The sequence below is a fragment of the Spirosoma arboris genome, from assembly GCF_009754945.1.
GTDB classification, from domain to species: domain Bacteria; phylum Bacteroidota; class Bacteroidia; order Cytophagales; family Spirosomataceae; genus Spirosoma; species Spirosoma arboris.
The window spans coordinates 83,443-108,169 of sequence record NZ_WPIN01000019.1 but is presented as its reverse complement, the minus strand read 5'-3'; the positions used below and the strand labels follow the sequence as shown (position 1 = coordinate 108,169).

Below are 24,727 nucleotides of genomic sequence, written 5' to 3'. Positions count from 1 at the left end.
GGTAACTAAGGGCGGTCAGCAGACTGCCCTGGTAAAAAGCATTCGCCATTTAGACCTATATACTGTTTGGAAGCGAAGCGTATTTCTCCGGGATCATTTTCAGTGTCAACAATGTGGTAGAAGGAATGGACGCCGTCGCGTGATCGAGGCTGACCACATAACGAGCTTGGCCGAACTAGTTCGGGAGAATGCTATTACTTCCCTGGAAGAAGCCCGTCAGTGCTTCGCCCTGTGGGATATTCGTAATGGGCGAACTTTGTGCCATGACTGCCATGAACAAACGGATTCGTATCCGGTAAATTTTCGGACTAAGAAAACGTCCACTGAGTGGTTAGAGGAAAAAACTAAGTGGTGAGAAAGTTGGATTGCCAAGGGCAGTTTTTTTGTTTATCCAGGCGAATCGGAGCCTTAGCCGAACAATAAACTCTGCCCGGTAAGGACTGATTATTAAGGTATTGTTACCTAACTTACTAGCCAGCTAGCGCTAGCGTAACGTTAAAGGGGCTGTTTCGAACAGGCCCTTTAATTAATAATCGTGAATACGCGAAAAGTCGGCTACGCTGTAGCTGGCTTTTTTTGTTTATACGTAGTCTGAATGGAGTTGGAGATTTAACTAGGCAACAAATAGTAGCGCACTATCCCCTTTTTACAGGTAAAATTTACCTATTTTTAGGTTGACAGATACCCTTTTACCTGAACAGTCCCTGATGGACCTAAAGAATTTACAAGAAGAGCTGCAAAGCTATCTCTATAAAAGGGAAATGCCTTTGTTAAGAGCCGATAAGCAGTTCTTTGATATGCGATCGGATGAAACAACCGTGTATTTCTGGGATATGACAGGCTGTCAGTACCGGGTGACAACCAATGAATCTAATTCCAGTGAGCTTGTTTTATATAAGGATGGCGAGAAGCCGGTAACCTTCCGTGATCTGGAAGGGTTAGGGACTTATTTATTGAAATGATTCACGCCTATATCCGGGTATCGATTCACCGGTAAGGGGCCTCGTGCTGGATAAGGTGTATCTGGTAGCCATAGCCGAACGCCAGCACTTTCAATGCACTAATCTGGTTTACTTTAACGTAACACCCCGCTCCGCTAAATAGTTATATACCGTTTGCCGGGAGAGTTTCAGCTTTTCCGAAATTAACTTAATGGCAAATCCTTCCTTATACAGTGATTCGGCTACTCGGGCCGTCTGCTGAGCCTGTTCGCTTAAGCCCTTGGGTTTTCCCCCCGTTTTGCCTTTGAGTTTAGCCGCGGCTAAACCGGCCATCGTGCGTTCCCGGATTTGCGCCCGTTCGAATTCAGCCAGGCTGCAAAAAATATGAAAGATGAGTTTTCCTGATGGTGTGCTGGTATTGATACTATCCTGAAGACTGGAGAAGGTTACTCCATGATCGGAAAACAAGTTGATCAGCTCAATTAAGTGCTGTAGGGAGCGCCCTAATCGATCCAGTTTCCAAACCATTACTTCGTCACCTGGCCGCAATGATTTCAGCAGTTGCTCCAACTCCGGCCGTTCTTTGCAAGCCCCGCTGATTTTTTCCTGATAGATCTTCTCACAACCAGCGGTCTGGAGAGCGTTCAACTGGAGATCCAGATTCTGGTCAAGGGTGGATACCCTGGCGTAGCCGATTTTCATTTACTGTTCGTATTCATTGAAGAAAAACAATGCGGCTTCAGAGGGGGAAATTTGGTAGTATTGCCACACATCCTTTAGCCACTGATTGGCTTTAACGGTGAGTACTAAGGTATGATCTAATTCACCGAGTTCGCGTATTACTTCATCAAGCCAAACAGGAAAGGGTCTATGTGCCATTGTTAGTGTCCATTAAAACGCTTGGTCTACAAATATACTAAACACTAAATAATGGACAGGTATTATGGACATTAAAATTAATTCTTTTACCTGTCAGTTGCTTAAGGGATGCTGTCCAGAATACCGCTCGTTTTGATTGACAACAATATGTCCCGACGCTGGGAGAGAGGTGGGCTTTGACCTTACTACTTTTTCTTTTTGCCTTTCTTCTTTTTGGACTTCTCATTTTGGCGTACCTCCCACCAAACTAAAAGGATGCTTATAGCTAGAATTGCCAGCACAATTAGTATTGCTATAATGGGGCCTATCTTTTCCATAGCTCGAATATATACTTACAGTAGCAAAAAGCCACGGCTTCTAAGTCGTGGCTTTTTGCTACTGTAAGTATGCTGGACTCTAAACTCCGATCAACTTGACCGGGCCTGGTTACTTTAGAATTCTTATTTATACACAACCTCCCTGGCCACCCGCCGTTCACTGGCTTTCCCATAATACTTCACATGCCGGGTGGTACTGTGACCTAGCATAGCGGCCACACTTTCCTCGGAAACCCCCAGTTCATTCAGCATCACATCGGTAAAGGTCTTTCGGGCAATCTTGACCGTGAGATTGGTTTTAATACTGGCCATGTGCTGAATCTGCTTGAGCCAGTCGTTAAACCCGGAGTTGCTGATTTTGGGTAAGGTTTCCACGCCGCCATATTTTTCGATCAAGTCCAGCGCGGGTTGGTTTAGCGGAACAAGTTGAATAGCCTCATTAACGAAGAATTCAGATTCGGCATATTTGCCTCGTTCTTTAAAGAGCCACATCCGACCGTCAATGCCTATACGCAGGTCATCGGCCTGGAGCGTCTGGGCATCTTCATAGTGTAAACCGGTATAAATAGAGAATAAAAACAGATCGACGATCCGGCGCATTTCCGGTCGCCAGTCAAAGGTGGCCAGTCGGTTGATTTCCTCCAGGGTCAGGTGTTTTGTGTTAACCTTCTCCTTTTTCTTGAGCTTAAAAGCAGCTAGTTTGTCCAGGGGTAAAATCTCTCTTCGAACGGCATCCTCAGTAATGTTTTTAAGGATCTGGGTATGGCGAACAATGTACTGGTGGTCGAGCCCCCGAGCTTTCATCCAACGTACAAAGCTATCGGCCTGGCCTAGATTGAAGCGGTCAGCAGTCAATTTAGTTAGGTTGTTTTCGGTCAGAAATAAGCGGATGTTGTCGATTCGGGTTTTGTAATTTCGCCGGGTACCTTTGTTCTTGTAGGTAGCCTCAACGTGCGCTTCGAATAAATCGACCAGCTCCCAGTAGGTATAAGTTTTCTGCTGCTTGCCGGTAAACAGATCCGCCAGGCGCTGGGCTGATAGCATCTCATCTCCCTGCTGGAACTGGAGAAAGATTCGCGTGATGTCCGAATGGATCTGGGTCAGTCGGAGATTATCATCGTGGGTGCGAAGGGTTCGACCCTTGATCCGCTGAGCTTCCGAATCCCAGTCGCCCGGCATCACCGTGATGAAGGTGGAAAAATCATTGGCGTGCAGGCCGTCCAGTTTGATTCGGCAATACAGCGTAGCCTGACTTTGAGGGTTTTTCTTGTTTCGGCGCAGTTTGAAGAGTACGCGCATTTTTTACGATACATGGTCTTATTGGTTTAACATGAACTTGATTAGCTTACTAAAAGGTTAGCAAAGAATCAGTTAACGATGAACGCAATGAGTGGTTAGCGAATAAGGGATGGATACATTAAAATACGGGTGATCGCCCGTATTCTTCCGGGATGTTACCCGTGTCTAGAAGGTGTTTTTTAGTGTACCCCACTCAAAAATAGATGCACCCCATTTTTAACCCCATTGTAGACAGTTGGGCATCAGATATATAGGGGGTGAAAATAACAAAACCCGCTCATCTGGCGGGCTTTGGACTTAATCTGGTGGTATCTCAGTGCACTCGTAGGGATTCGAACCCCAAACCTCCTCATCCGTAGTGAGGTGCTCTATCCAATTGAGCTACGAATGCATTTCCCGTTGATTGGGAGTGCAAAAGTAGGGAGAAAAATTTTCCTTGTCAACCTATTTTCCTGAAAAATTTGCTTTTCGCTTCATTAGGAAAGCGCCAATACCCTCAACAGCATCGGCGGATCGACCCAGTAGGCCCTGACTATCAGCTTCCTGCTCCAGTTGATGGTCAAGATCAGAATAGAGGGATTGATTCAGTACTTTTTTCATCGTACCGATGGCGAGGGTAGGGGCCGTAGCATAATAGGACACAATTTCTCCAACAGTAGTATCCAGATCGACAGCTGAAACAGAACGACTTACTAAACCCAGTTGAGCAGCTTCAGGGCCATACACGCGTCGACCTGTGCTGCATAGGTCGAATGCCCGTTGCGGGCCGATGAGCCGGGGAAGGAAAAATGTTGAACCTGCATCTGGCATCAGGCCAATGTTGACGAAAATCTGACTGAAATACGCTTCATCGGCACAGATGACCACGTCACAGGCCAGTGCGAGCGAGCAACCTGCACCGGCGGCCACACCATTAATACGGCCTATGACGGGCTTAGGCAGGTTACGAATAGCCCGAATCATCGGGTGGTAGGTAGTCCGTAAAGAATCGCCGAGGGTGAGTTGACCATCCGATGATGCCGCATTGGCGAATCCTTCTTTCAAATCGGCTCCTGATGAAAAGGCTTTATCGCCTGCCCCAGTAATCACGACCACTCGTACCTGCTCGTCAGTGCCAGCGGCTTCAATGGCTGCAGTAATGTCACGAATCAACCCCAGACTAAGAGCATTATAGACTTGTGGTCGGTTTAGCGTAATTCGGCAAACCGAATCTGATATGTCATAAAGAAGGTTTTCGTACATGGAGACAAAAATTAAATTAACCAGAACACGGTCATTGCACTGACCCCCAAACCCAACACTAATCCGGCACTAATCTGAGCAGGTGTATGGGCATTGAGTTTCAATCGGGCACTAGCCACCAAACCCGTTAAAAGAACTAGCAACAGAAGTGTGAAAAATAAATCGGGTATACTGAATTTAAGCATAATGCCGCCAATAATTCCCACCACTCCCCCAATCCCGACACAGTGGGCGCTAATTTGCCAGGACAAGCTAACCAGACCTACTAACAGAATAGAGACCGCAATACTTCCCAACAGAATACCAATTTCTGGTGCAACCGTCGACACGAGCTGCATCCGGAACGTAAATAAATAGGCCAGGAATAAATACACGCAGGCGGTGAGGAAATAGGGTAAACGGCGGTCGGCTAATGTGTTCAGTTGCAGACTCTGGACATAACCGCTGCGGAAGAGATAATAAATTAACAAAGACGGTACTGCAAATGTGCCGACAGAAATCAAGACCAACAGGCTGAGCCTTAGTGAACTAGAGAAGGCATCCATGCCTATAACACTGGGTACCTGTAATAGTAACACACCGAACAATAATGTCGGCATTAGCAGCGGGTGAAGGGCGACCGAAAGGAAACGGGCAAACGAGTTTGTCAATGGAAAAGAAATTAGTGAGTAAGTGCAGTAGGTAGAGTAAATTCTGCTGCAAAAATACCAATAATCCTGCTTGACTCACTGCACTTACTTCACAACTCCACTTATAACTGCTTCCTAAGTCTGGCCACTGGAATATTAAGCTGTTCTCGGTATTTGGCAACTGTTCGGCGGGCGATGTTATAGCCTCGGTCGTTCAGGATTTTTTCGAGCTTGTCATCCGAGAGTGGGTGAAGCTTGGGCTCTGCGTCGATCAGGTCTTTCAGAATATTTTTCACTTCGCGGCTGCTGACATCCTCGCCAGTATCAGTCGAAATGCCTTCCGAGAAGAAATATTTAAGCGGATAGATACCGAATTCAGTTTGCACCGCCTTACTATTGGCTACCCTCGATACCGTTGAAACATCCATATCGATCAGGGTAGCGATATCTTTCAGGATCATGGGTCTGAGCCGGGATTCGTCGCCAGTCAGAAAGAAATCATACTGGAAACGTACAATGGCGTTCATCGTTCGGAGCAGCGTTTGCTGACGTTGCTTGATGGCATCGATAAACCATTTGGCTGCATCTAGTTTCTGCTTTACAAATGAGACGGTTTCCTTTAGGTTTTTATTCTGCTTTTTGCTCTTGTCGTACGTATCAAGCATGTCGGCAAACGAACGACTGATACGAAGCTCCGGTGCATTTTTTGAGTTTAATGTCAATTCGAGCTTGCCGCCGTTATTAGTCAGAATGAAATCAGGTACCAGATACTGCGCCGTACTGGACTCGCCTTCAACAGAGCCGGGTTTGGGATTCAGTTTGATGATAATGTCGATGACTTTCTTGAGAGAGTCGTCGCTGATGTTAAGTCTTCGTTGAATCTTGTCGTAATGTTTTTTAGAGAATTCATCGAAGAATTCATCGATGATACGAATGGCCAGAACGTTATAAGGGTCTGACATATCTTTGCGCTGAAGTTGCAGAATCAGGCATTCCTGAAGTGTGCGTGCCCCAATACCTGGTGGGTCGAATGACTGGATTTTATGCAGAATTCCTTCGATTTCTTCGGTATCGGTAAACACATTTTGCCCGAAAGCAAGGTCATTTACAATTGCCTGTAACGACCGTCGGATGTAGCCATCCGCTTCAATGCTGCCAATAAGTTGTAGCCCTACAATACGCTGTTGTTCGGTCAGATTAAGATAACCAAACTGTTGAAGAAGTGAGTCGGTGAGGCTTGAACTGGTTGCTAAGGGCATATCGCGATCATCTTCCGCATAATTGCCATCACCCTGCATTTTATACCCGGCATAGTCCTCGTCCTTAATGTAACTATCTATGTCCAGGTCGTCGTCCCGTTCTTTATAGTCATCAGCTTCGTCGTATGAGTCATCATCTTTTTGATCGTACTCTTCGTCCATGCCCTCTTCCAAGGCTGGATTAATTTCCAACTCTTCTTCAATTCGTGTATCTAATTCAGCGGTAGGAATCTGCAGAAGCTTGATAAATTGTATCTGCTGTGGAGATAACTTCTGCTGAAGCGATTGGGATAGGCTTAACTTCTGCATGGTGGTGCTATAAGCGGTAAAATGTTTCCGTTACGTTGAGTGGTTAAGTTGGATATAAAACTGCCCCTCACAATTATCAGACCAAAATAGTCAGTTTTTTGTTTTTATCGAGATAAATTTTCTGTGAAGTTTGGACATACTACCTTCGTGGCCATGACGAACAAGCTTTACGACACCTCGCTAAGTCTACTGACAGACCTTTACCAGGTAACCATGGCCTATGGCTACTGGAAATCGAAAACAGCTGAGAAAGAGGCTGTTTTTAATCTGTATTTCCGAAAAAACCCATTCAATGGAGGCTTCACCATTGCCTGTGGGTTGGCTAATGTAATCGGTTATATCAATCATTTTGGGTTCTCAAAAAAAGATTTGCGCTACCTCCGCACACTGACAGGCAATGACAATAAGCCATTGTTCGAGGCCGCTTTTCTGGATTATCTCGCCGACCTGAAACTCACCTGTAGCATCGAAGCTATACCCGAAGGAACTGTTGTATTTCCAAATGAACCCTTAGTGCGCGTGCGTGGCCCCATTTTGCAGTGCCAGTTGCTCGAAACGCCCCTATTGAATCTCATTAATTTTGAATCATTGATTGCTACGAAAGCGGCCCGATTACGTTTGGTTGCCGAGAAGGATATACTCCTGGAGTTTGGGCTACGCAGAGCCCAGGGCGTCGATGGCGGGATGACCGCTAGTCGGGCTGCTTACATTGGGGGCTGCGATGCTACCTCAAACGTGCTGGCTGGCAAACTCCACGATATTCCCGTTCGGGGGACGCACGCCCATAGCTGGGTTATGTCGTTCGATGATGAACAACAAGCTTTTGATACGTACGCTCAGGTATTACCCAATAACGTAACCTTGCTGGTCGATACCTACGACACGTTGCAGGGCGTTCGACACGCTATCGAAACGGGACGTAAACTGGAGCAACAGGGGCACAAATTAGCGGCAATACGGCTTGATTCGGGGGATTTAGCCTATTTGAGTATTGAAGCGCGAAAATTGCTGGACGAGGCTGGTTTTCAGCGTACATCTATCGTGGCCAGCAACGATCTCGACGAGACAATTATCACCAGTTTAAAACAGCAGGGAGCCAAAATAGACATCTGGGGAGTAGGCACGAAACTTGTAACAGCTTTTGATCAGCCTGCCCTTGGTGGTGTCTATAAACTGGCTGCCCTTCAGAATGAAACGAGTGAAGAGACAACGGACCGCCGTGTGACGGGCCACCGTGCGACGGACCGTTGGTCCTATAAGATGAAGCTATCGGAACAGGCTATTAAAATTTCGACACCGGGTATTCAGCAGGTACGTAGATTCCAGGATGAGCGGGGCTTCCTGGCCGATATGATCTATAATACGGAAGAGATGAACGAATTAGGTCGGCCAACTACAATGATTGACCCGATGGATTTCACCAAACGTCGTCGTTTTGATGCAAATCAGCAATACGAGGATTTACTTGTACCTATTTTTCTGGATGGTAAGTGTGTCTACAGCCTCCCCGATATTCATGCTGTACGAGCACGCGTCCAAACGCAACTCGCGGGTTTGCATCCGGGTGTGAAGCGATTTGTGAATCCGCACATTTATCCGGTTGGGTTGGAGAAGGGCCTTCATGAGCTGAAAACAGAGTTAATTCTTAAGCTGCGGGAAGGCGCTTCTCAGTAATGACCAGTGTAAGCTCCCGTATCTTTTATCTAACCATTGAGTAAGCTTACAAACATTCTTTTTTTCTTAATATCAAACAGGCCGAGGGTATATATTTTTTCTGTTGCTTTACCGCTCCGCTTTGGCGGCTCTCTCTTTTCAGACAACTCAATACATGCAACCGATTGAATTAGTGGTATTTGACATGGCCGGTACTACGGTAACCGACCACCACGAGGTAGAACGGTGTTTTGCCGAGGCAGCCGCCGAAACAGGTCTATTCGTTACCGATGAGCGCATTCTGGCTATGCAGGGCCTTGCCAAACGATATGTGTTTGAGACGCTCTGGAAAGAACAATTGGGCGAACACAATCCTGAAATACAGCGGCAGGTGGATGTATCCTATGCAATTTTTCGGAGAATTCTCGAAAACCATTACCTGACACAGGGCGCAACACCCACCGAAGGCTGCCTGGATACGTTTGCCTACCTGTATGAACGAGGCATTGCTATTGCGCTTACAACGGGATTTTACCGGGTTGTGACCGATATTATTCTGGAAAAACTCGGCTGGCTCAAAGGCCTCGATGGTCGACGAGTGGGTACGTCCGAGAGTCTAATTCAGGTATCTATTGCCAGTGATGAGGTTGAGCGCGGACGACCCTATCCACACATGATTGAGCGGGCGATGTATTTGCTTGGCGTAAGCAACCCGAAAGCCGTTGTAAACATCGGCGATACGCCCTCTGACTTACTATCGGGTCGGGCTGCTGGCGTTGCCCTGAATCTGGGTATCACAAACGGTACGCACTCACGCGATCAATTGGAGGCTCACCCACACGATTTGCTGATCAACTCGCTGTGGGAGTTGCCAGCTCTGTTGGATGCCCGCGAAGTTTCTCTCGTATAAAAATGTCAGGTATTGTCCCCTTGACTACGTAGTTATGCTTTCTTACGATTTAATTGTTGTTGGTGCCGGGACACTTGGTACGTTCCATGCCTATCATGCTGCTCAGGCCGGACAACGTGTATTATTGCTTGAAAAAGATCGCTATCCAGTTAGCGCAACAGTACGAAATTTCGGGCAGGTAGTGCCGTCGGGACTGGCTGGGCGCTGGTTCGATTATGGACGAAGGAGCCTGGAAATCTATCGGACTATTCAACAGGAAACTGATCTGACAGTTCGGGAAAACGGCACGATTTACATCGCGTCGGATACCGACGAATGGACATTAGCCAACGAACTCCACGACCGATATGGTCAAATTGGCTACACTTGCGAGTTATTGAGCAAAGCCCAATGCCTGGCCAAATACCCATCGCTCCAGCCCGACTATGTCATGGGCGGCATTTTCTTCCCTCAGGAAATGAGCGTGGAGCCAGAGCAGATGATTCACCGGCTGATTGCGTACAGTCAAAAAAAATATGGTGTCGATTACCGACCCGGCTCGGTTGTTATCGACTGCCAGCCGAGCAGTTCGGGGGCGATAGTTACCCTTAGCAATCGAGAGCGCTTTCAGGCAGAACGGGTGCTGATTTGCGGTGGACATGAAGTACGCTTACTTTTCCCCGAACTACTAGCCGATGCAGGTTTGGTCGTTAGTAAATTGCAAATGTTGCTGGCAGAGCCGGTTGCTGGCCTTCGCTTACCGGGTAATATTCTGACCGGTTTGACGATTCGACGGTACGAAGCTTTTCAGGAATGTCCGTCGTATGCTACGCTGACAAACCAGCTGCCAGCGCACCTAGCCGAACTGAAAAAATGGGGTATTCACATTTTGTTCAAACAAGCCATAGATGGATCGATCATCGTGGGGGATTCGCACGAATACGCTGACGCAACCCAAGCCGAAGATTTAGGCTATCACACCCAGGATTTTATTAACGATCTGATGCTGACCGAGGCTCGTCGTATTGTTTCTTTTCCGTTAGTCATACGAAAAACCTGGGCGGGTTTTTATAGTCAGACAAAGGCTGAAATCTTCGAACATGATGTCGATCCAGCCATTCGTATCATTACTGGGATAGGTGGAAAAGGCATGAGTTCGGGAGCCGGATATGCCGAACAGAGTATTGCGAACTTACTGCAATAAGTTAAGATCTGGATTTATTAACCGCAGAGGCACAGAGTTTATAATTCTCTGTGCCTCTGCGGTTAATAAATCCTATCTATGTATCACTGCCCCAGTTTCAGATTGGCATAGAGGCTGAACGTTAGTTGCTGCCCCGGATCATAACTTATTCTGAGCGCACTAGCATTGTAGTTTCCCGGAATGATCACGTTATGCTTGATCTGTACGACATCGGCAGAGTAAGGTACACGATTACACGACCAGATGGAGCTGTCGGACCAATAGCCTGCCTTTATAGTGTAAATGACACTACACGTCTGGAAGTAAGACGAGTACGAAAATGTTGAGGTCTCTGTTGCTGAGCATAGCGTCCTGACCTGCCATTCGTATTGTACATCAGACGTTAAATTCGCAATTGCAACACTCGTGGAATTGATACTGCCGACAACTGTCCAATCGGTTGTTCCGACAACCCGGTATCGAACTTCGTACATTGTACTGGCATCACCCGAATAGTTATACCAGCTCAATTTGATCGAGGTAGAGGTGGGCTCAGCGGTGTATAAACTACCGGGCGCATAGCACGGATAGGTACCAAATGAACGTAAACCAGAGAAGTCAGAAAAAATGCCATCGGTACACCGGCTTCTGACTTGCCATTCATAGCCCGCATTTGTTAGTAAGCCTGTTATCGTAACGTTGGAGGTGGTCAGATTATCAATTGTTATCCAATCGGTTGTCCCAATCCGTCGATAGCGTAGATCGTAATGGACATCGTTACTCACCTGCGTCCAGTTCAGGTAGGCCGTGGTCGCTTTCGGATTGGAACCTAGTCCGTCTGGGATTCGGCAGGAAGTTGTAAAACTCTGGCCAGTTACAAAGTATGAATTGTCAGTAGCCGAACACACTGTTCTAACCTGCCACTCATAGGTAGTATTATTAGTTAACCCCGTTAGGCTATAGGAGAAACTAGTACTTACATCCTGTAAGGACAGATTGCTGAGGGTTATCCAGTCTGCTGCCCCCACTATTCGGTATTGTATATCGAAATGCGTATTCGGTTCAACGAAAGCGTTCCAGAGAAGGATCACCGATGTAGTTGATAGGAAACCCCAATAAGGAGATATCGGTGCGAAACAGCCGGTTGTAAAGTTAGGGCCTGACTTATACGTAGATTGAATATTACCTGGACAAAAAGCCCTGACACGCCACTCATAAGTCGTATTGTTGGGTAAACCAGTAAGTGAATACACTGTATTGGAGCCGTTCTGTGCAGGTGTGATATTGCTTACAGTAGTCCAATCAGTACTGCCCAACAGACGATATTGCAGTTCGAAGGTTGTGCCGGGTTCGGCTGGGTAATTCGTATTCCATATCAAACTAGCCGTTGAATTTTTGGCCGAGCTATATACATACGTGATTGGTTGACAAGTCGGTGTAAAGTTGAGAGAAGCTGAAAAGCCCGAATGCTCAGTGGGGGAGCAAATACTTTCTACCTGCGCTTCATAAGTCGTATTAGGCGTCAGGCCGGTGAGCGAATACGGTGTGTACTCACGCATAGTTGGGTCGCTGATAACTATCCAGTCAGGTGCGCCTACTGCTCGGTAACGGAGCGAAAAAGTACGACCCGTTTCGGAAAAGTCGGTGCTCCAGAAGACCGAAGCTGAGGATGAATTAGTTGTATTGTTTAGCCATAATGTTGGTATTGGACAGGCTATCGTTGTAAATGATTTTGGGCTGCTATAGTCAGTGACAATGGTGGTTGAACCAGGACAGGTACCCTGTACCCGCCACTCATAGGGCGTAGAAGCCGTCAGACCTGTTAATGAATAATAGGTGCTGGTAATGGCACTGATACTATTCCAGGTCGGGGTGTTCTGAACGCGCCATTGTAAGGTGTATGTTTCGAGGTAACCGTATGTCCAGCTAAGTGAAGCTGAGACGCGGCTAGGGTACGCTGTGTAGAGGGATGGAGTGGGGCAAGGGGTAGTAAAATTCACCGGACCGCTGTACGTATCACCATTGGTTGCTTTAACCTGCCATTCATAGGTGGTATTCACGGGTAAGCTGTATAAGATAGTATAGTTATCCGGCACATTCGAAATCGTACTCCAGTTGCTACTGCCAACAGCCCGATATTGTACCGTATAAGTAATGCCAGTTCCCAGGCTGTTCCAATTTAACTGAGCATTGGACCCGCTGATATTCGTGGTGTTCAGCCCCGTAACGACTGGTGAAATCCGGATAGCCGCGTTTGGACTAAGGCTGCCAGTTGTGGTGTTAGATGGGCGAATGCGGTAGTAGTACTGCGTATAAAGAACGGCTTTACTATCGGTAAAGGTAGTGATGTCGGGAGCCACACCACCAACGGCTACAAACCCCTCACTGGGCGAGGTAGAACGCTCGATGAAATACCCCATTTCGTTGCTGGCATTGTCCTGCCAGGTTAACACAACAGACGTTCCGCTTAGGTTGGCAGCCAGGTTACTGGGAGCGGGTACGTTGGTCGGCGGAGCATCGAGCGTATAGGCTGTGTGGCTTTGCCGAAGGGCTAGTCCGGCCTGCATCCGGTCGTACTGCCCAGGCGTAAAGTCGTGCGTACAGGGAAAATAGTACGACATGATGTTCGTAATTGACGGGGCAAAGGGCATCCCATTGGCATCGCGGGCAGTGCTGTTAGGGTCATACTGTGGACAGCCGTTGGGATAAGTAAAGTAAGCTCCCGCCATATTGTAAGGGTCGGCGGGTGTATCACAAATCAGATCGCCATCCGTAGCGCAGTTGGCACCGACTCCGCGAGTGACTAATTCGGTGGTTATGCCGGAGCCGAGGGACCCATTCCCGGCATTCTGGCCAAACGTATGGATCAGGTTAAAGTTATGGCCTAACTCATGCGGAATCAATCGATTTCCTAAATCGTCTTCGTATTCACCCGAACCCGTCAAAATAAACGAGCGAGTCGAAATAATATCATTATTTGGGTAATAGGCATACCCACCCAGTCCCGACGTTGAGAACTGATTGACATAATACTGATTGAGGGCATTATGGGCGTCATTGGCGTCCACCGATTGACCGTTATAGGCAGTATACATATTGTCGTTGTCGATGTAATCGGGCGATGAACCGGCAAAATAAAATTGGATGCCTAGCCCATTCAACAGGTAGTAACTATTGGTCATGGCTATCACCTGGTTCAGACTGGCTATACTAAAACCACCAGTGCCATTGCTTTGCCGCATAATGTGTGGGCGAATGGGTACATAGGTAATTGACTGAAAAGCAGCACCCGAAGCTAATTTTTTCTGGCGAGCTATTTCCGCCTGCTTTACTAAAGACTGAGCCTGCTCCAGTGTAAGGTCTTCTGTGCCACAAAAAGGGACAACTGGTTGAGTGGTTATCTGAGCTTGCACGACTGGGCAGAGGAATGCCAAAAAAAATAAGCAACGCAGTGCGAAACGTATACGTTTTTGCATGGGATGAATAGTAGACTCGGTGGTTACTAAAAGTGGATCATAATTCATGAAATTGCCTCAAAAAGTAGGCCATATATTCATGCCGTAAACATGGTCAGCGGGAAGAGTTTTGCGTTCTGGAGTTGTAAATATCTGAAAAAGTAAATAATAAGTATTGAATTTGTACAATTACTAAGCTAATATACTCATAAATAGAATTTGATAAACTGACAGTATAGTGTCTGTTAAATTGATGTGAAATTATTTGAATTCTATTTACAAACCGTTGATAGTCATTACATATTGGCGTAATAGCAGGCGTTTACTTTTGCAGGTAATTACCTAAGTAATACTAACCTGTTAACGTATGAAATCTAGTTTACTCTCTTTACCACCGTCGATTTGTGCTTTATGTAGATCCGTGTGGGCAACCTTTGCCATCGTATTTTCCCTGTGTACACTATCGGGATTTTCGGCTATGGCGCAAACGATAACCGGCCGTGTTGTGGCCGCTGATGATAACCAGCCATTACCGGGTGTATCGGTGGTGGTGAAAGGTACCACGACGGGTACGACAACCCGAGCTGATGGGTCGTATACACTCAATAGTGTCAATCCTAATTCGTCGCTGACGTTCTCATTTATCGGTTACGAAACGCAGAATATCGCTGTTGGCAATCGAACAACGCTCGATGTCTCGCTGAGAGCAGGTACATCGACACTCAGCGAAGTGGTGGTAACGGCGCTTGGTATCAAGAAAGATATTCGGAATACGGGTGTGGCGCTTCAGACGGTAGATGGTGCGCTGCTCACCAAGGCCCGTGAACCAAACCCAATCAACTCCCTGACGGGTAAAGTGGCAGGGTTAACGATTGGGGCCAGTTCCGAACTCCTGGGAGCACCTTCCATCGCGCTTCGGGGCAATACCGATGTGTTGTTTGTTGTCGATGGTATTCCAATCAATTCCGATACCTGGAACGTCAGTTCGGATGATATTGAAACCTATACGGTATTAAAAGGAGCGTCTGCTTCTGCTCTCTATGGTTTCCGGGGTAAAAACGGTGCCATTCTGATTACAACCAAGCGGGGTTCGAAAGACAAGCGGGGTTTCTCGGTAGAAGTCAACACCAGTCAGATGGCCGATCAGGGATTCCTGGCTATTCCGAAAGTACAGGATCAGTACGGTCCTGGCGAATATGGCGTGTATGCGTATGGCGATGGAAAAGGGGGCGGTATCAACGATGGTGATTATGACATCTGGGGGCCAGCACTGAATGGCCAGCTGATTCCTCAGTATGATAGTCCAGTGACGCCCGGCCAAACCTACACTACCAAATTCTGGGCGGGCTCCTTTACAAGCAATCGTCAGCCGACGCCATTTTTACCGCGTGGTAAAGATAACCTTAAGCGTTTTTTACAGACTGGGATTTTAAGTTCGAACAACATCGCCGTGTCGTCGTCGGGTGAGAAATATGACCTTCGTTTCTCAGTTTCGCAGAACTACCAGCGTGGACTGGTGCCCACTACCCGGTTGAATATCACCAACTTCAATACAACGCTGGGCTACAATTTTTCAAACCGGCTCCGGTTTGAGTCGAGCATCAACTTCAACAAGCAGTACACGCCCAATATCCCGGATGTGAACTACGGTCCAAACTCACTGATTTACAACGTTAATATCTGGGGTGGTGCCGACTGGAATATCGACGACATGAAGCAGATCTGGGAGCCAGGTAAAGAAGGAGTTCAGCAGATTTATGAAGAACACCAGCGCTACAATAACCCCTGGTTTCAGGCTAAATATTGGACACGTGGTCACTATATGAACAACTTGTACGGCTATACGTCCCTGAAATACAATCTCGCCGATGGTCTGGATCTGACCGGTAAAGTGCAACTGACAACCTGGGACCTGCTGCGCAACGAGAAATTTCCGTACTCTGCTACAACCTATGGCCGCGAAGAAGCACGGGGCGATTACCGGGAAGATCGTCGGAATCTGACCGACAACATTAACCAGCTGTTGCTGCAATACAACAAGCCTGTCACGAAAGATCTGACCATTAATGCATTGGCGGGTGCTGAAATGCGGGTGTTTAACTACAACTCGAACTACGCCAGCACAAACTACCTGATTGTACCGGGTGTTTATTCGCTCTCGAACTCGTCGAATCCTGTACAGGCATCGAGTTTTGCGTCGGATATGCGGGTGCTATCAGCCTATTATTCTGCTGACTTTACGTTCCGCGATTATGCAACGCTGTCGACCACGGGCCGTATGGATAAACTCTCAACGCTGCCTAAATCGAACAATACCTATTTCTATCCTTCGGTGGCGCTGAGCACTGTATTATCGGATTACCTACCTATTGCCCAGGCAGTACCGTTTTTATCTTTTCTGAAACTACGGGCTTCCTATGCCAACGTGAAAGACGGCCTGACGCGTAGTACCATTGGGGCAACGCCGACCCAGGGTGATGCCAATCCGCTAGGCTATGGAGCACAGTATTTCTCTGCATACGGCGGTCCCAGCTACCAGAACGCAGCTGTTTATTCAACCCCGCTGATTTACAACAATAAGCCGGCTGGTTTTTATACCAATACGCTGAACAACCCAAATTTGAAACCTAGCTCCACTTCACAAACGGAGTTTGGTCTGGATGCTCGTTTCCTGAATAACCGGGTTGCCTTAGATGCCGTGTATTATATCAGTAACGAAGGTCCGGCAATTTTCACCCTGAACCAGTCAGAAGGAACCGGCTACACAGGGAGGTTGGTAAATGGTATTAAAACTCAGAAGAAAGGCGTTGAATTATCGGTAACGACAAAAGCTATTCGTTCGTCTGGTGGCCTGAACTGGGATGTCGTCGCCAACTATTCGACCTACGTGCAACGGTTGAAAGAGGTATATCCAGAAGGTGGTATCAACACGGTAGCGTCCAGCTATTTCGTGAACGGAAGCAGCGGAAGCCGCTACATTAATATCGGCGACCGGGTCGATGCACTTTATGGTGGTGCCTTTTATAAAACCCCAGATGGTCAATTAATTAATGATGCTGGTGGACGACCTATTGCTAACCCGGTCTCGCAGTTTCTGGGGTATGTGAACCCGAAGTTTGTATGGGGAATTAACAACCGTTTTTCCTATAAAAACTTCAACTTCAGCTTTCAGTTCGATGGGCGCGTTGGGGGTGTGATCGGTGACTATATCAAGCAGAAAACCTACCAGGGCGGTCGTAACCTCGAAACCGCTGAAGGAGAAATTGGCGTTGCCCGTCTGAATGATGTACAGGGCGTTCAGTCTTACGTTGGCAGTGGCGTGGTTATTTCAGGCAGTACACCGATTAAATACGATGCTGCGACCGGAGCCATCACAAACTATGGTGAGCTGACCTATGCCCCGAACACAGCTAAAACATTCGTTCAGGATTACATAGCCCGTCAGTACGGCCAGACCGAATCTTACCTGATTAGCCGGTCGTTTGCCAAACTGCGCGAAGTGATCATCGGCTACTCGTTTCCCCAGCCACTCATCAGTAAACTGGGTTTACGGGCTGCGTCCGTATCATTTGTCGGTCGGAACCTGCTGTATTTTGCTGCCCGGAACGATATCGACCTCGATCAATTCATTACCGGTGCTACATCAGGTCTGCAAACACCCACGACCCGACGGTATGGGGTTAACCTGAATCTGACATTCTAAACTCACCACCTCTACTCTCTTCTGCCTTCGCTTTGTGCAAAGCGAAGGCAGAAGCTAACTGCTAACAAACTCATGAAACGCTATAAAAAAAGTTTGCTTGCTATTTTCGCATTGAGCCTGGCACTGAGTGCCTGCGAAAAGCCATTCGATCAGCTTGAGACCGATAACAACCGACCAACGAGTGTGCCAGCCTCGTTGATTATTCAGGGCATTGAAAACGATATGTACGCTGGTAGCAATGATCCATCGGGCTACAATGGGGTAACGGGTAGCCCCTGGGGACCAGAGCAACGCTGGAATCAGTTCTATTGCTCCAATTACAACTACTACGCAACGAATGATTATGCCTGGACATCGACAAGCTTATACTATACGACATTGAAAAATGTTGTGCAGATGGAAGCGGAAGCTAAAAAAGCGGGCCAGCCAGATATAAACGTTTACTCTGCGCTTGGTAAATTCTTTCGCGCTTACTTTTTCGAGAATATGACCAAACGACTCGGTGATATTCCAATGACTGATGCGCTTCAGGCTGCGGGTAATCTTACCCCAAAATACAATACACAGAAAGAAGTATACGTGCAGGTACTAAGCTGGCTCGACGGCGCCAATACGGATTTGACCACGCTTATTGCTAAAGCCGATAATAACCTGGCTGGCGATTTCTACCTCGGTAACAGCCTGACGCAGTGGCAGAAAGTGGTGAATACGTACAAGCTGCGGGTGTTGGTAAGTTTGAGTAAGCAGGAAGCCGATACGGACCTAAACGTAAAAGCCCGCTTTGCCGATGTGCTGAATAACCCGACAAAGTACCCGATCCTGACCGGAATGGCGGACAATTTGCAGTATGTCTATAACAGTACCTACAACAAATACACCCGTAGTCCAGACAATTTTGGGCAGAACGCCACTCGCGAAAATATGGCTGCTACCTACCTCGGTACGTTGACAAGCCTGAAAGATCCACGGACATTTGTCGTGGCCGAACCTGCTGGTTCATTAGTAGCGGCTGGTGCCAAGCCAACGGATTTTAGCGCGTTCTTAGGCGCTTCATCAGGCGAAGATTTACAAATAATGGCCTCTAAAGCCAACGTTGGCGGTTATTCGTTCCAGAACCGCAAGCGCTATTATAGCACCTACACTGCCGAGCCCTATATCATTATCGGTTACCCCGAACTGATGTTCAACATTGCCGAAGGAGTTAACCGGGGCTGGGCGTCGGGTAATGCCGAAACGTATTATCAAAAAGGGATTCAGGCATCGTGGGGCTTTTATGGCCTGACCGATGGGGCGAATACGGTTTATTTTTCAGCTGACGGAGGTTACAAAAACTTTAATACCTACACCGTGAATGTGAGCTTCGCTGACTATTATGCACAGACCACTGTAAAATATGCGGGCAATACTGCGGCTGGTCAGGCACAGATTCAGACACAGAAATACCTGGCTTTTGCACAGAATTCGGGTATGGAAGCCTTCTACAACCAACGACGAACAGGCGTTCCGACGTTTTTGGTCGGTCCAGGAACGGCAAATAGTAGCCGAATTCCGCTCCGGTGGCAGTATCCATCTACAGAACGATCTTACAATACCGCCAACAATACATCGGCTGTTACAAGCCAGTTTGGTGGCACTGACGACATCAATGCCGCTATGTGGATTTTGAAATAATTGCTCTGGCCTATCAATAATTACTTGGACCAATAAGGTTTTAAAATCTTATTGGTCTTTTTCGAGCTTTTAGACATGCGATTAATTCGTCTACTTTTTTGTGTTCTGCTAGGCTCCCCGGCGATGGCTCAACCAGCGCAGAATCTGATTCTGGTGACCCTCGATGGTGTACGCTGGCAGGAGATTTTTAATGGAGCCGACTCTACCTTGCTTTTTGATCCCGTATTCAGTCGCGATACGGCTGGCGCCCATAAACAGTTCTGGGCCGCTACCCCCACCGAACGCCGGAAACGACTTACGCCCTTTATCTGGAATACCATTGGCCAACAGGGGCAACTCTACGGGAATCGACAATTGGGTAGCCGGGTGAATGTCTCGAATCCGCACTGGTTCAGTTATCCGGGCTATAACGAAATTCTGACTGGGTATGCCGACGACCGAATCAAGTCGAACGATAAAATTGACAACCCGAACGTAACAGTACTGGAGTTCCTGAACAAGCAACCTGGCTTTGCTGGTAAAGTGTCCGTTTTTTCGTCCTGGGATGTCATTGAAGCGGCTGTCAACGAGAAGAAAACTGGTATTTATGCCAGCTCGGCTAATGAACCCACCCAACCACGCACGGCCACCGATTCATTGCTGAGCGATATAACGGCGTTGTATCCGCGAGAAAATGGCGATGGCGTACGAGCCGATTTTCTGACGTATTTTAGTGCCCGGCAGTACATGAAACAGAATCAGCCACGGGTGCTTTTTTTATCGTTCGACGAGACCGATGATCTGGCCCATGCCGGACGTTATCTAGATCATCTCCGAATGCTTCAGTCGATTGACGGATACCTGGCTGATTTGTGGAAAATGATCCAGAAAATGCCACAGTATGCCGGAAAAACAGCTATATTGGTTACGACTGATCATGGCCGAGGCCATACACCAAAAGCCCGCTGGAAAGATCATGGCACAAAAACGGCCGACTCGTATCAGATATGGATGGTAACAATGGGTACTGGAATTTCCGCTACTGGCGAGCAGAAAAACGGCCCCGTGTTCTTTCAGAATCAGATAGCAGCTACGTTGGCTCAGTTACTGGGCTTTGACTTTAAGGCTGACCATCCAGTAGGAAAACCAATTGATACAATAGTAGGCGCAAATCGGTGATTGGTTTGTGTCAGAACAGAAGCAAGCTGTCATGATAAATCGTAGAACACTTCTTAAAGCGTCGGCGCTACTGCCGTTCGTGCCTGCCGTCGACGGCCAGAACATTCCATCCTCAACGGCCCGTAAGCGTAGCCTTCGCTTTGCGTACCTCGGCGATACGCATATTACGCCAGACAGTAAGCCGATGGAATCTGTTGCGAAGTGTTTTCAACATGCACAGAGCCACGCCGATAAGCCATCATTTATCCTGCACGGGGGCGATGTGATCATGGATGCCCTGGCAAAGGATCGCTCGGATGTGCAGAAACAATGGGATGCCTGGAACTCCGTCGTGAAAGCGAACAACTCGCTGCCTATCGAATACTGCATTGGTAATCATGATATCTGGGGTTTCGAGAATGCGAAAACAGACCCCAGCTATGGCAAAAAATGGGCGATCGATCAAATGAAGATCGGCAATCGGTATCGGTCATTTGACCGCAGTGGCTGGCATTTTATTATTCTCGACAGCGTGCAGCCCAAACCAGACGGAAAGTGGTATACGGGCAATATTGACGCTGAACAATTAGATTGGTTAAAACAGGATCTGGTTAAAACGGGCACGAAAAAGCCAACTCTAGTCCTGTCGCACATTCCGATTTTTAGCCCCACCGGCTTCTTTAGTGACAATAATATCAAGGATGGCAACTGGACTATTCCGGCGGCTTTGGTTTTGTCGAATACGCCTGAATTACTGAAGCTGTTTTATCAATACCCGAACGTAAAAACCGCCCTGAGTGGACACATGCACCTGCTCGACCGGGTGGATTATAACGGCGTTACGTACCTGTGTAATGGGGCTGTTTGTGGCGACTGGTGGCGTAACGATACCTATCAGCAAACGAAAGCCGGCTATGCCCTTATTGATTTATACGATGATGGAACGGTGGAACGGACCTATTTACAATACCAATAGTGCTATGCAAGTCATTGCCAATTTATTCGCTCAGAGTGGAGACGACGCCTATTATGGCGAGCCTGTAACCCAACTTGAACACGCCCTGCAATGCGCTCAATTGGCCGAGAAGGCCGGTGCTGATGAGGAAACAGTAGCGGCCGCTTTTCTGCACGATATTGGCCACCTTTTACCCCCCGAATTAGCTGGGGGCTACATGGATGGCTATGGCACCGTTGACCACGAAAAACTCGGTGCTGATTATCTGCGTGAGATGGGTTTTTCGGAAAAAGTAGGTCAACTGATTGAGCATCACGTGAATGCCAAGCGATATCTGGTGTATAAAAAACCAGAATACTTCGCCCGATTGTCGGAAGCGAGTGTAAAAACGCTGGAATTTCAGGGCGGCCCGATGAAAGCGGGGGAGGCCCTGGCGTTTGAGACGAATCCTTATTTCCGGGAGATTCTACAGGTCCGGGGCTGGGATGAACAGGCCAAAATACCCGGTTTGCCTACTCCCGACATGGCGCATTACTTAGCCATCTGCCAACGATGCGCTGGATACGAGGCCGACTCTTGGCATTAAGTTACGCGGGTGATGCTTGTTGCGCATTCGGACTTATTCGCTATTTTGTCATGCTTCATCAATAATACCTTCTTGCTAGCATAACAAAAATCTATGCGTTCTCCCGCTTTTCTGCGCAACCCAACCACCTTTGTTATTTTCGGTGCAACAGCCGCTTTTTGCACCTACGCCTGCATGTACGCCTTTCGAAGGGGCATTACGGCAACTACCTTCGAAGGCATGTTCTTTGCGGGCATCAGCTATAAAATCTGGCTCGTTACGGCGCAGGTATTTGGTTACGCGGTATCGAAAGGCATTGGGGTAAAGGTGGTTTCGGAAATGTCGCCGGGACGTCGGGCTATCAATATTCTCTTCTTTGTGGCCGTTGCGCTCTCAGCTTTACTCGGATTTGCGCTGGTTCCAGCTCCGTATAACATCGTCTTTCTGTTTCTGAATGGTCTGCCGCTTGGTCTGGTGTATGGCACCATGCTTGGCTTTTTAGAAGGTCGCCGTCAAACGGATGCGCTCGTAGCTGGCTTAACCGCTTCGTTTATTTTCGCATCAGGTTTTGTCAAAACAGTGGCTTTGACGATCAAAAGCGCCTGGGGGGTATCTGAATTCTGGTTACCGTTTGTAACGGGTTCCTTATTCGTTTTGCCGATGCTCGTGTCGATCTACGCCATGACGCTACTACCACCACCTACCGACGAAGACCGCGCCCTCCGCACCGAACGCAGACCGATGGATGCCGACGAACGAAGCGCTTTTGTTGGGAGCTTTAGACCCGGCCTGATTTTGCTGATCCTGTCTTATGTATTACTATCAGCCTTCCGTGATTTTCGGGATAATTTCGGCCCCGAAATCCTGAAAGATGCGGGCGTTGACAATCCTGGCATTTTCGCCAAAACCGAAACAATGGTGGCCGTTGGAATCCTGATTGTCATGGCCCTTCTTCAGCGGGTAACCGATAATTTTCGGGCATTTACTCTGCTCAACGGACTAATGCTGGCGGGTGGAGCAATGGTCGGTTTGAGTACCTATGCTTATTCAATCGATACGCTTTCGCCGGGTAACTGGTTTTTGCTGACGGGCTTAGGCTTGTATATGGCTTATGTACCCTGCAATGGTCTCTATTTCGAGCGGTTGATTGCCTCGTTCCGCTACGTGAGTACGGTAGGCTTCATCGTAACGCTGGCCGATTGGTATGGTTATCTGGGCAGCGTGTCGGTCCTTCTTTATAAGAACTTCGGGCACGCCAACATCAGTTACCGCGAATTTTTCATGTATGGAGCCTACATCATGGCTGTGTTGTATATGTTGCTGGTCATCGCTTCATTTATGTATTTCAGAAGGCGTTTTCAGGAAATAGTGGTTGTTGTTCGGGAAGAAAGTATTGCTTAAAATCAACCGTAATTTCGTACTATTGCATCCGCAATACGAACTAATCATGCATCAGTTTACACAGTCAATACTAACCAATTACCGCCCCAAACAGGATGGTAGCCGGAGGTATTGGGCAAACTGGTCAGGTTGTTGACGACAACAAAAACGCAACGAATCAAACCATACTTATAAGCCCGGCTTCCTCATCAGAATGCCGGGCTTTTTTTATCCATGCAATCCTTAAACGAACTTCATCAACTAATCGCCGATCGGTATATTTCTGTGCAGAAGCACCCGACGGTCGATCTCTTTATTTACAATTACGCACCCAAAACGCAGTACGAGCGACTTTGGAATGACTGGACGCTGACCTGCCGTGGACTGATTCTCGATGCTGCCGGGCAGGTGGTAGCGCGTCCATTTCGCAAGTTTTTTAATCTTGAAGAACATGATCCCAACGAAATTCCAGTTGAACCATTTGACGTATACGAAAAGATGGATGGTTCATTGGGAATCCTGTATTGGCTTAATGATCGACCCTATTTAGCAACGCGTGGTTCGTTCACAAGTGAACAATCGCAGCGTGGTACAAAAGTGTTATACGACCGTTATGCGCATACATTTGATCGACTTGATCGGTCGAAAACGTACCTATTCGAGATCATTTACCCTGAAAATCGGATCGTAGTTGACTACGCTGATTTGGATGATCTTGTTCTGCTGGCCGTAATTGACAACGAAACAGGGCAAGATGAAAATCTGCCCGACGACTTGGGATTTCCAGTAGTGAAACGCTACGATAGTATCGCCGATTTTCGGATGCTATCAACGGGTGATGAATTCAATCGAGAAGGGTTTGTTGTGAAATTCGAGAGCGGGTTGCGCGTAAAAATCAAACTGGCCGAATACGTGCGTCTCCATCGAATCATGACCGGCGTCTCGAACGTGGCCATCTGGGAGTATCTTGCCGCCGGAAAATCGCTGGACGAACTTCTTGAAGCCGTTCCCGACGAATTTTATGCCTGGGTGAAGCAAACGAAATCACAGCTGGAAACGCAGTATGTCCAGATTGACAATGAATGTCGTGCTGCTTTTCAAGATCTCGGCGACCGAAAAGAAAACGCCTTTTACTACCAGACGCAACGCTATCCGTCGGTTCTGTTCAAAATGTTAGATAACAAACCTTACGATTCTATCATCTGGAAACACATTCGCCCAACATTTCAGAAGGCCTTTAAAGCCGATGACAATTAGCCTG

General features: G+C 47.6%; 18 protein-coding genes and 1 tRNA gene. 11 read left to right on the top strand and 8 right to left on the bottom strand.

Features of this window, described 5'->3' with window-relative positions:
• The first annotated feature begins 761 nt into the window (after nt 1–761).
• Nucleotides 762–962 (top strand): hypothetical protein, encoded by a 201-nt coding sequence (locus GO755_RS33310; RefSeq protein WP_157589766.1) that lies wholly within the window; start codon nt 762–764, stop codon nt 960–962.
• Between the two features lie 108 nt (nt 963–1,070).
• On the opposite strand, the gene GO755_RS33305 is transcribed toward GO755_RS33310, so the two are convergent.
• The 7 genes from GO755_RS33305 to rpoN form a co-directional block, all read right to left on the bottom strand.
• Nucleotides 1,071–1,643: a recombinase family protein gene (locus tag GO755_RS33305; RefSeq protein ID WP_157589765.1), complete on the bottom strand. Its 573-nt coding sequence runs from the start codon at nt 1,641–1,643 to the stop codon at nt 1,071–1,073.
• The gene (locus GO755_RS33300) at nt 1,644–1,820 is read right to left on the bottom strand and encodes a hypothetical protein (RefSeq protein ID WP_157589764.1); all 177 of its coding nucleotides are present in this window, start codon (nt 1,818–1,820) and stop codon (nt 1,644–1,646) included.
• 440 nt (nt 1,821–2,260) lie between these two features.
• Nucleotides 2,261–3,436, bottom strand: a complete 1,176-nt coding sequence (locus tag GO755_RS33295; RefSeq protein WP_157589763.1) for a phage integrase SAM-like domain-containing protein — start codon at nt 3,434–3,436, stop codon at nt 2,261–2,263.
• 317 nt (nt 3,437–3,753) lie between these two features.
• A tRNA-Arg gene (locus GO755_RS33290) sits at nt 3,754–3,827 on the bottom strand.
• Nucleotides 3,828–3,880: 53 nt separating this feature from the next.
• Nucleotides 3,881–4,678 (bottom strand): enoyl-CoA hydratase/isomerase family protein, encoded by a 798-nt coding sequence (locus GO755_RS33285; RefSeq protein WP_157589762.1) that lies wholly within the window; start codon nt 4,676–4,678, stop codon nt 3,881–3,883.
• 11 nt (nt 4,679–4,689) lie between these two features.
• The gene (locus GO755_RS33280) at nt 4,690–5,277 is read right to left on the bottom strand and encodes a hypothetical protein (protein WP_157589843.1); all 588 of its coding nucleotides are present in this window, start codon (nt 5,275–5,277) and stop codon (nt 4,690–4,692) included.
• A 152-nt stretch (nt 5,278–5,429) separates the two neighbouring features.
• Nucleotides 5,430–6,875, bottom strand: coding sequence for an RNA polymerase factor sigma-54 (rpoN, locus tag GO755_RS33275; protein WP_157589761.1), 1,446 nt, complete (start codon nt 6,873–6,875; stop codon nt 5,430–5,432).
• A 153-nt stretch (nt 6,876–7,028) separates the two neighbouring features.
• Between rpoN and GO755_RS33270 the strand changes: the two genes are divergently transcribed.
• The 3 genes from GO755_RS33270 to GO755_RS33260 all read left to right on the top strand — a co-directional run bounded on the left by GO755_RS33270 (nt 7,029) and on the right by GO755_RS33260 (nt 10,621).
• Nucleotides 7,029–8,549 carry a nicotinate phosphoribosyltransferase gene (locus GO755_RS33270; protein ID WP_157589760.1) on the top strand — a complete coding sequence of 507 codons (1,521 nt, stop codon included), beginning with the start codon at nt 7,029–7,031 and terminating at the stop codon, nt 8,547–8,549.
• A gap of 154 nt (nt 8,550–8,703) precedes the next feature.
• Nucleotides 8,704–9,438: an HAD family hydrolase gene (locus GO755_RS33265; RefSeq protein WP_157589759.1), complete on the top strand. Its 735-nt coding sequence runs from the start codon at nt 8,704–8,706 to the stop codon at nt 9,436–9,438.
• Between the two features lie 34 nt (nt 9,439–9,472).
• Nucleotides 9,473–10,621, top strand: coding sequence for a TIGR03364 family FAD-dependent oxidoreductase (locus GO755_RS33260; protein ID WP_157589758.1), 1,149 nt, complete (start codon nt 9,473–9,475; stop codon nt 10,619–10,621).
• 83 nt (nt 10,622–10,704) lie between these two features.
• On the opposite strand, the gene GO755_RS33255 is transcribed toward GO755_RS33260, so the two are convergent.
• Nucleotides 10,705–14,076 carry a fibronectin type III domain-containing protein gene (locus GO755_RS33255; RefSeq protein ID WP_157589757.1) on the bottom strand — a complete coding sequence of 1,124 codons (3,372 nt, stop codon included), beginning with the start codon at nt 14,074–14,076 and terminating at the stop codon, nt 10,705–10,707.
• Nucleotides 14,077–14,533: 457 nt separating this feature from the next.
• Between GO755_RS33255 and GO755_RS33250 the strand changes: the two genes are divergently transcribed.
• The 7 genes from GO755_RS33250 (at nt 14,534) to GO755_RS33220 (ending at nt 24,723) form a co-directional block, all read left to right on the top strand.
• Nucleotides 14,534–17,758, top strand: a complete 3,225-nt coding sequence (locus tag GO755_RS33250) for a SusC/RagA family TonB-linked outer membrane protein (protein ID WP_227687185.1) — start codon at nt 14,534–14,536, stop codon at nt 17,756–17,758.
• Nucleotides 17,759–17,830: 72 nt separating this feature from the next.
• Entirely contained in the window at nt 17,831–19,429 is a 1,599-nt protein-coding gene (locus GO755_RS33245; protein ID WP_157589755.1) for a SusD/RagB family nutrient-binding outer membrane lipoprotein, read from the top strand.
• Between the two features lie 75 nt (nt 19,430–19,504).
• Nucleotides 19,505–20,587 (top strand): alkaline phosphatase family protein, encoded by a 1,083-nt coding sequence (locus tag GO755_RS33240; RefSeq protein ID WP_157589754.1) that lies wholly within the window; start codon nt 19,505–19,507, stop codon nt 20,585–20,587.
• Between the two features lie 31 nt (nt 20,588–20,618).
• Nucleotides 20,619–21,542, top strand: coding sequence for a metallophosphoesterase family protein (locus tag GO755_RS33235; protein ID WP_157589753.1), 924 nt, complete (start codon nt 20,619–20,621; stop codon nt 21,540–21,542).
• Nucleotides 21,543–21,546: 4 nt separating this feature from the next.
• A complete protein-coding gene (locus tag GO755_RS33230; protein WP_157589842.1) occupies nt 21,547–22,107 on the top strand; it encodes a phosphonate degradation HD-domain oxygenase in 561 nt (186 codons plus the stop codon).
• Nucleotides 22,108–22,200: 93 nt separating this feature from the next.
• The gene (locus GO755_RS33225) at nt 22,201–23,487 is read left to right on the top strand and encodes a DUF5690 family protein (RefSeq protein ID WP_157589752.1); all 1,287 of its coding nucleotides are present in this window, start codon (nt 22,201–22,203) and stop codon (nt 23,485–23,487) included.
• Between the two features lie 213 nt (nt 23,488–23,700).
• A complete protein-coding gene (locus GO755_RS33220) occupies nt 23,701–24,723 on the top strand; it encodes an RNA ligase (protein WP_157589751.1) in 1,023 nt (340 codons plus the stop codon).
• The last annotated feature ends 4 nt before the right edge of the window (nt 24,724–24,727 follow it).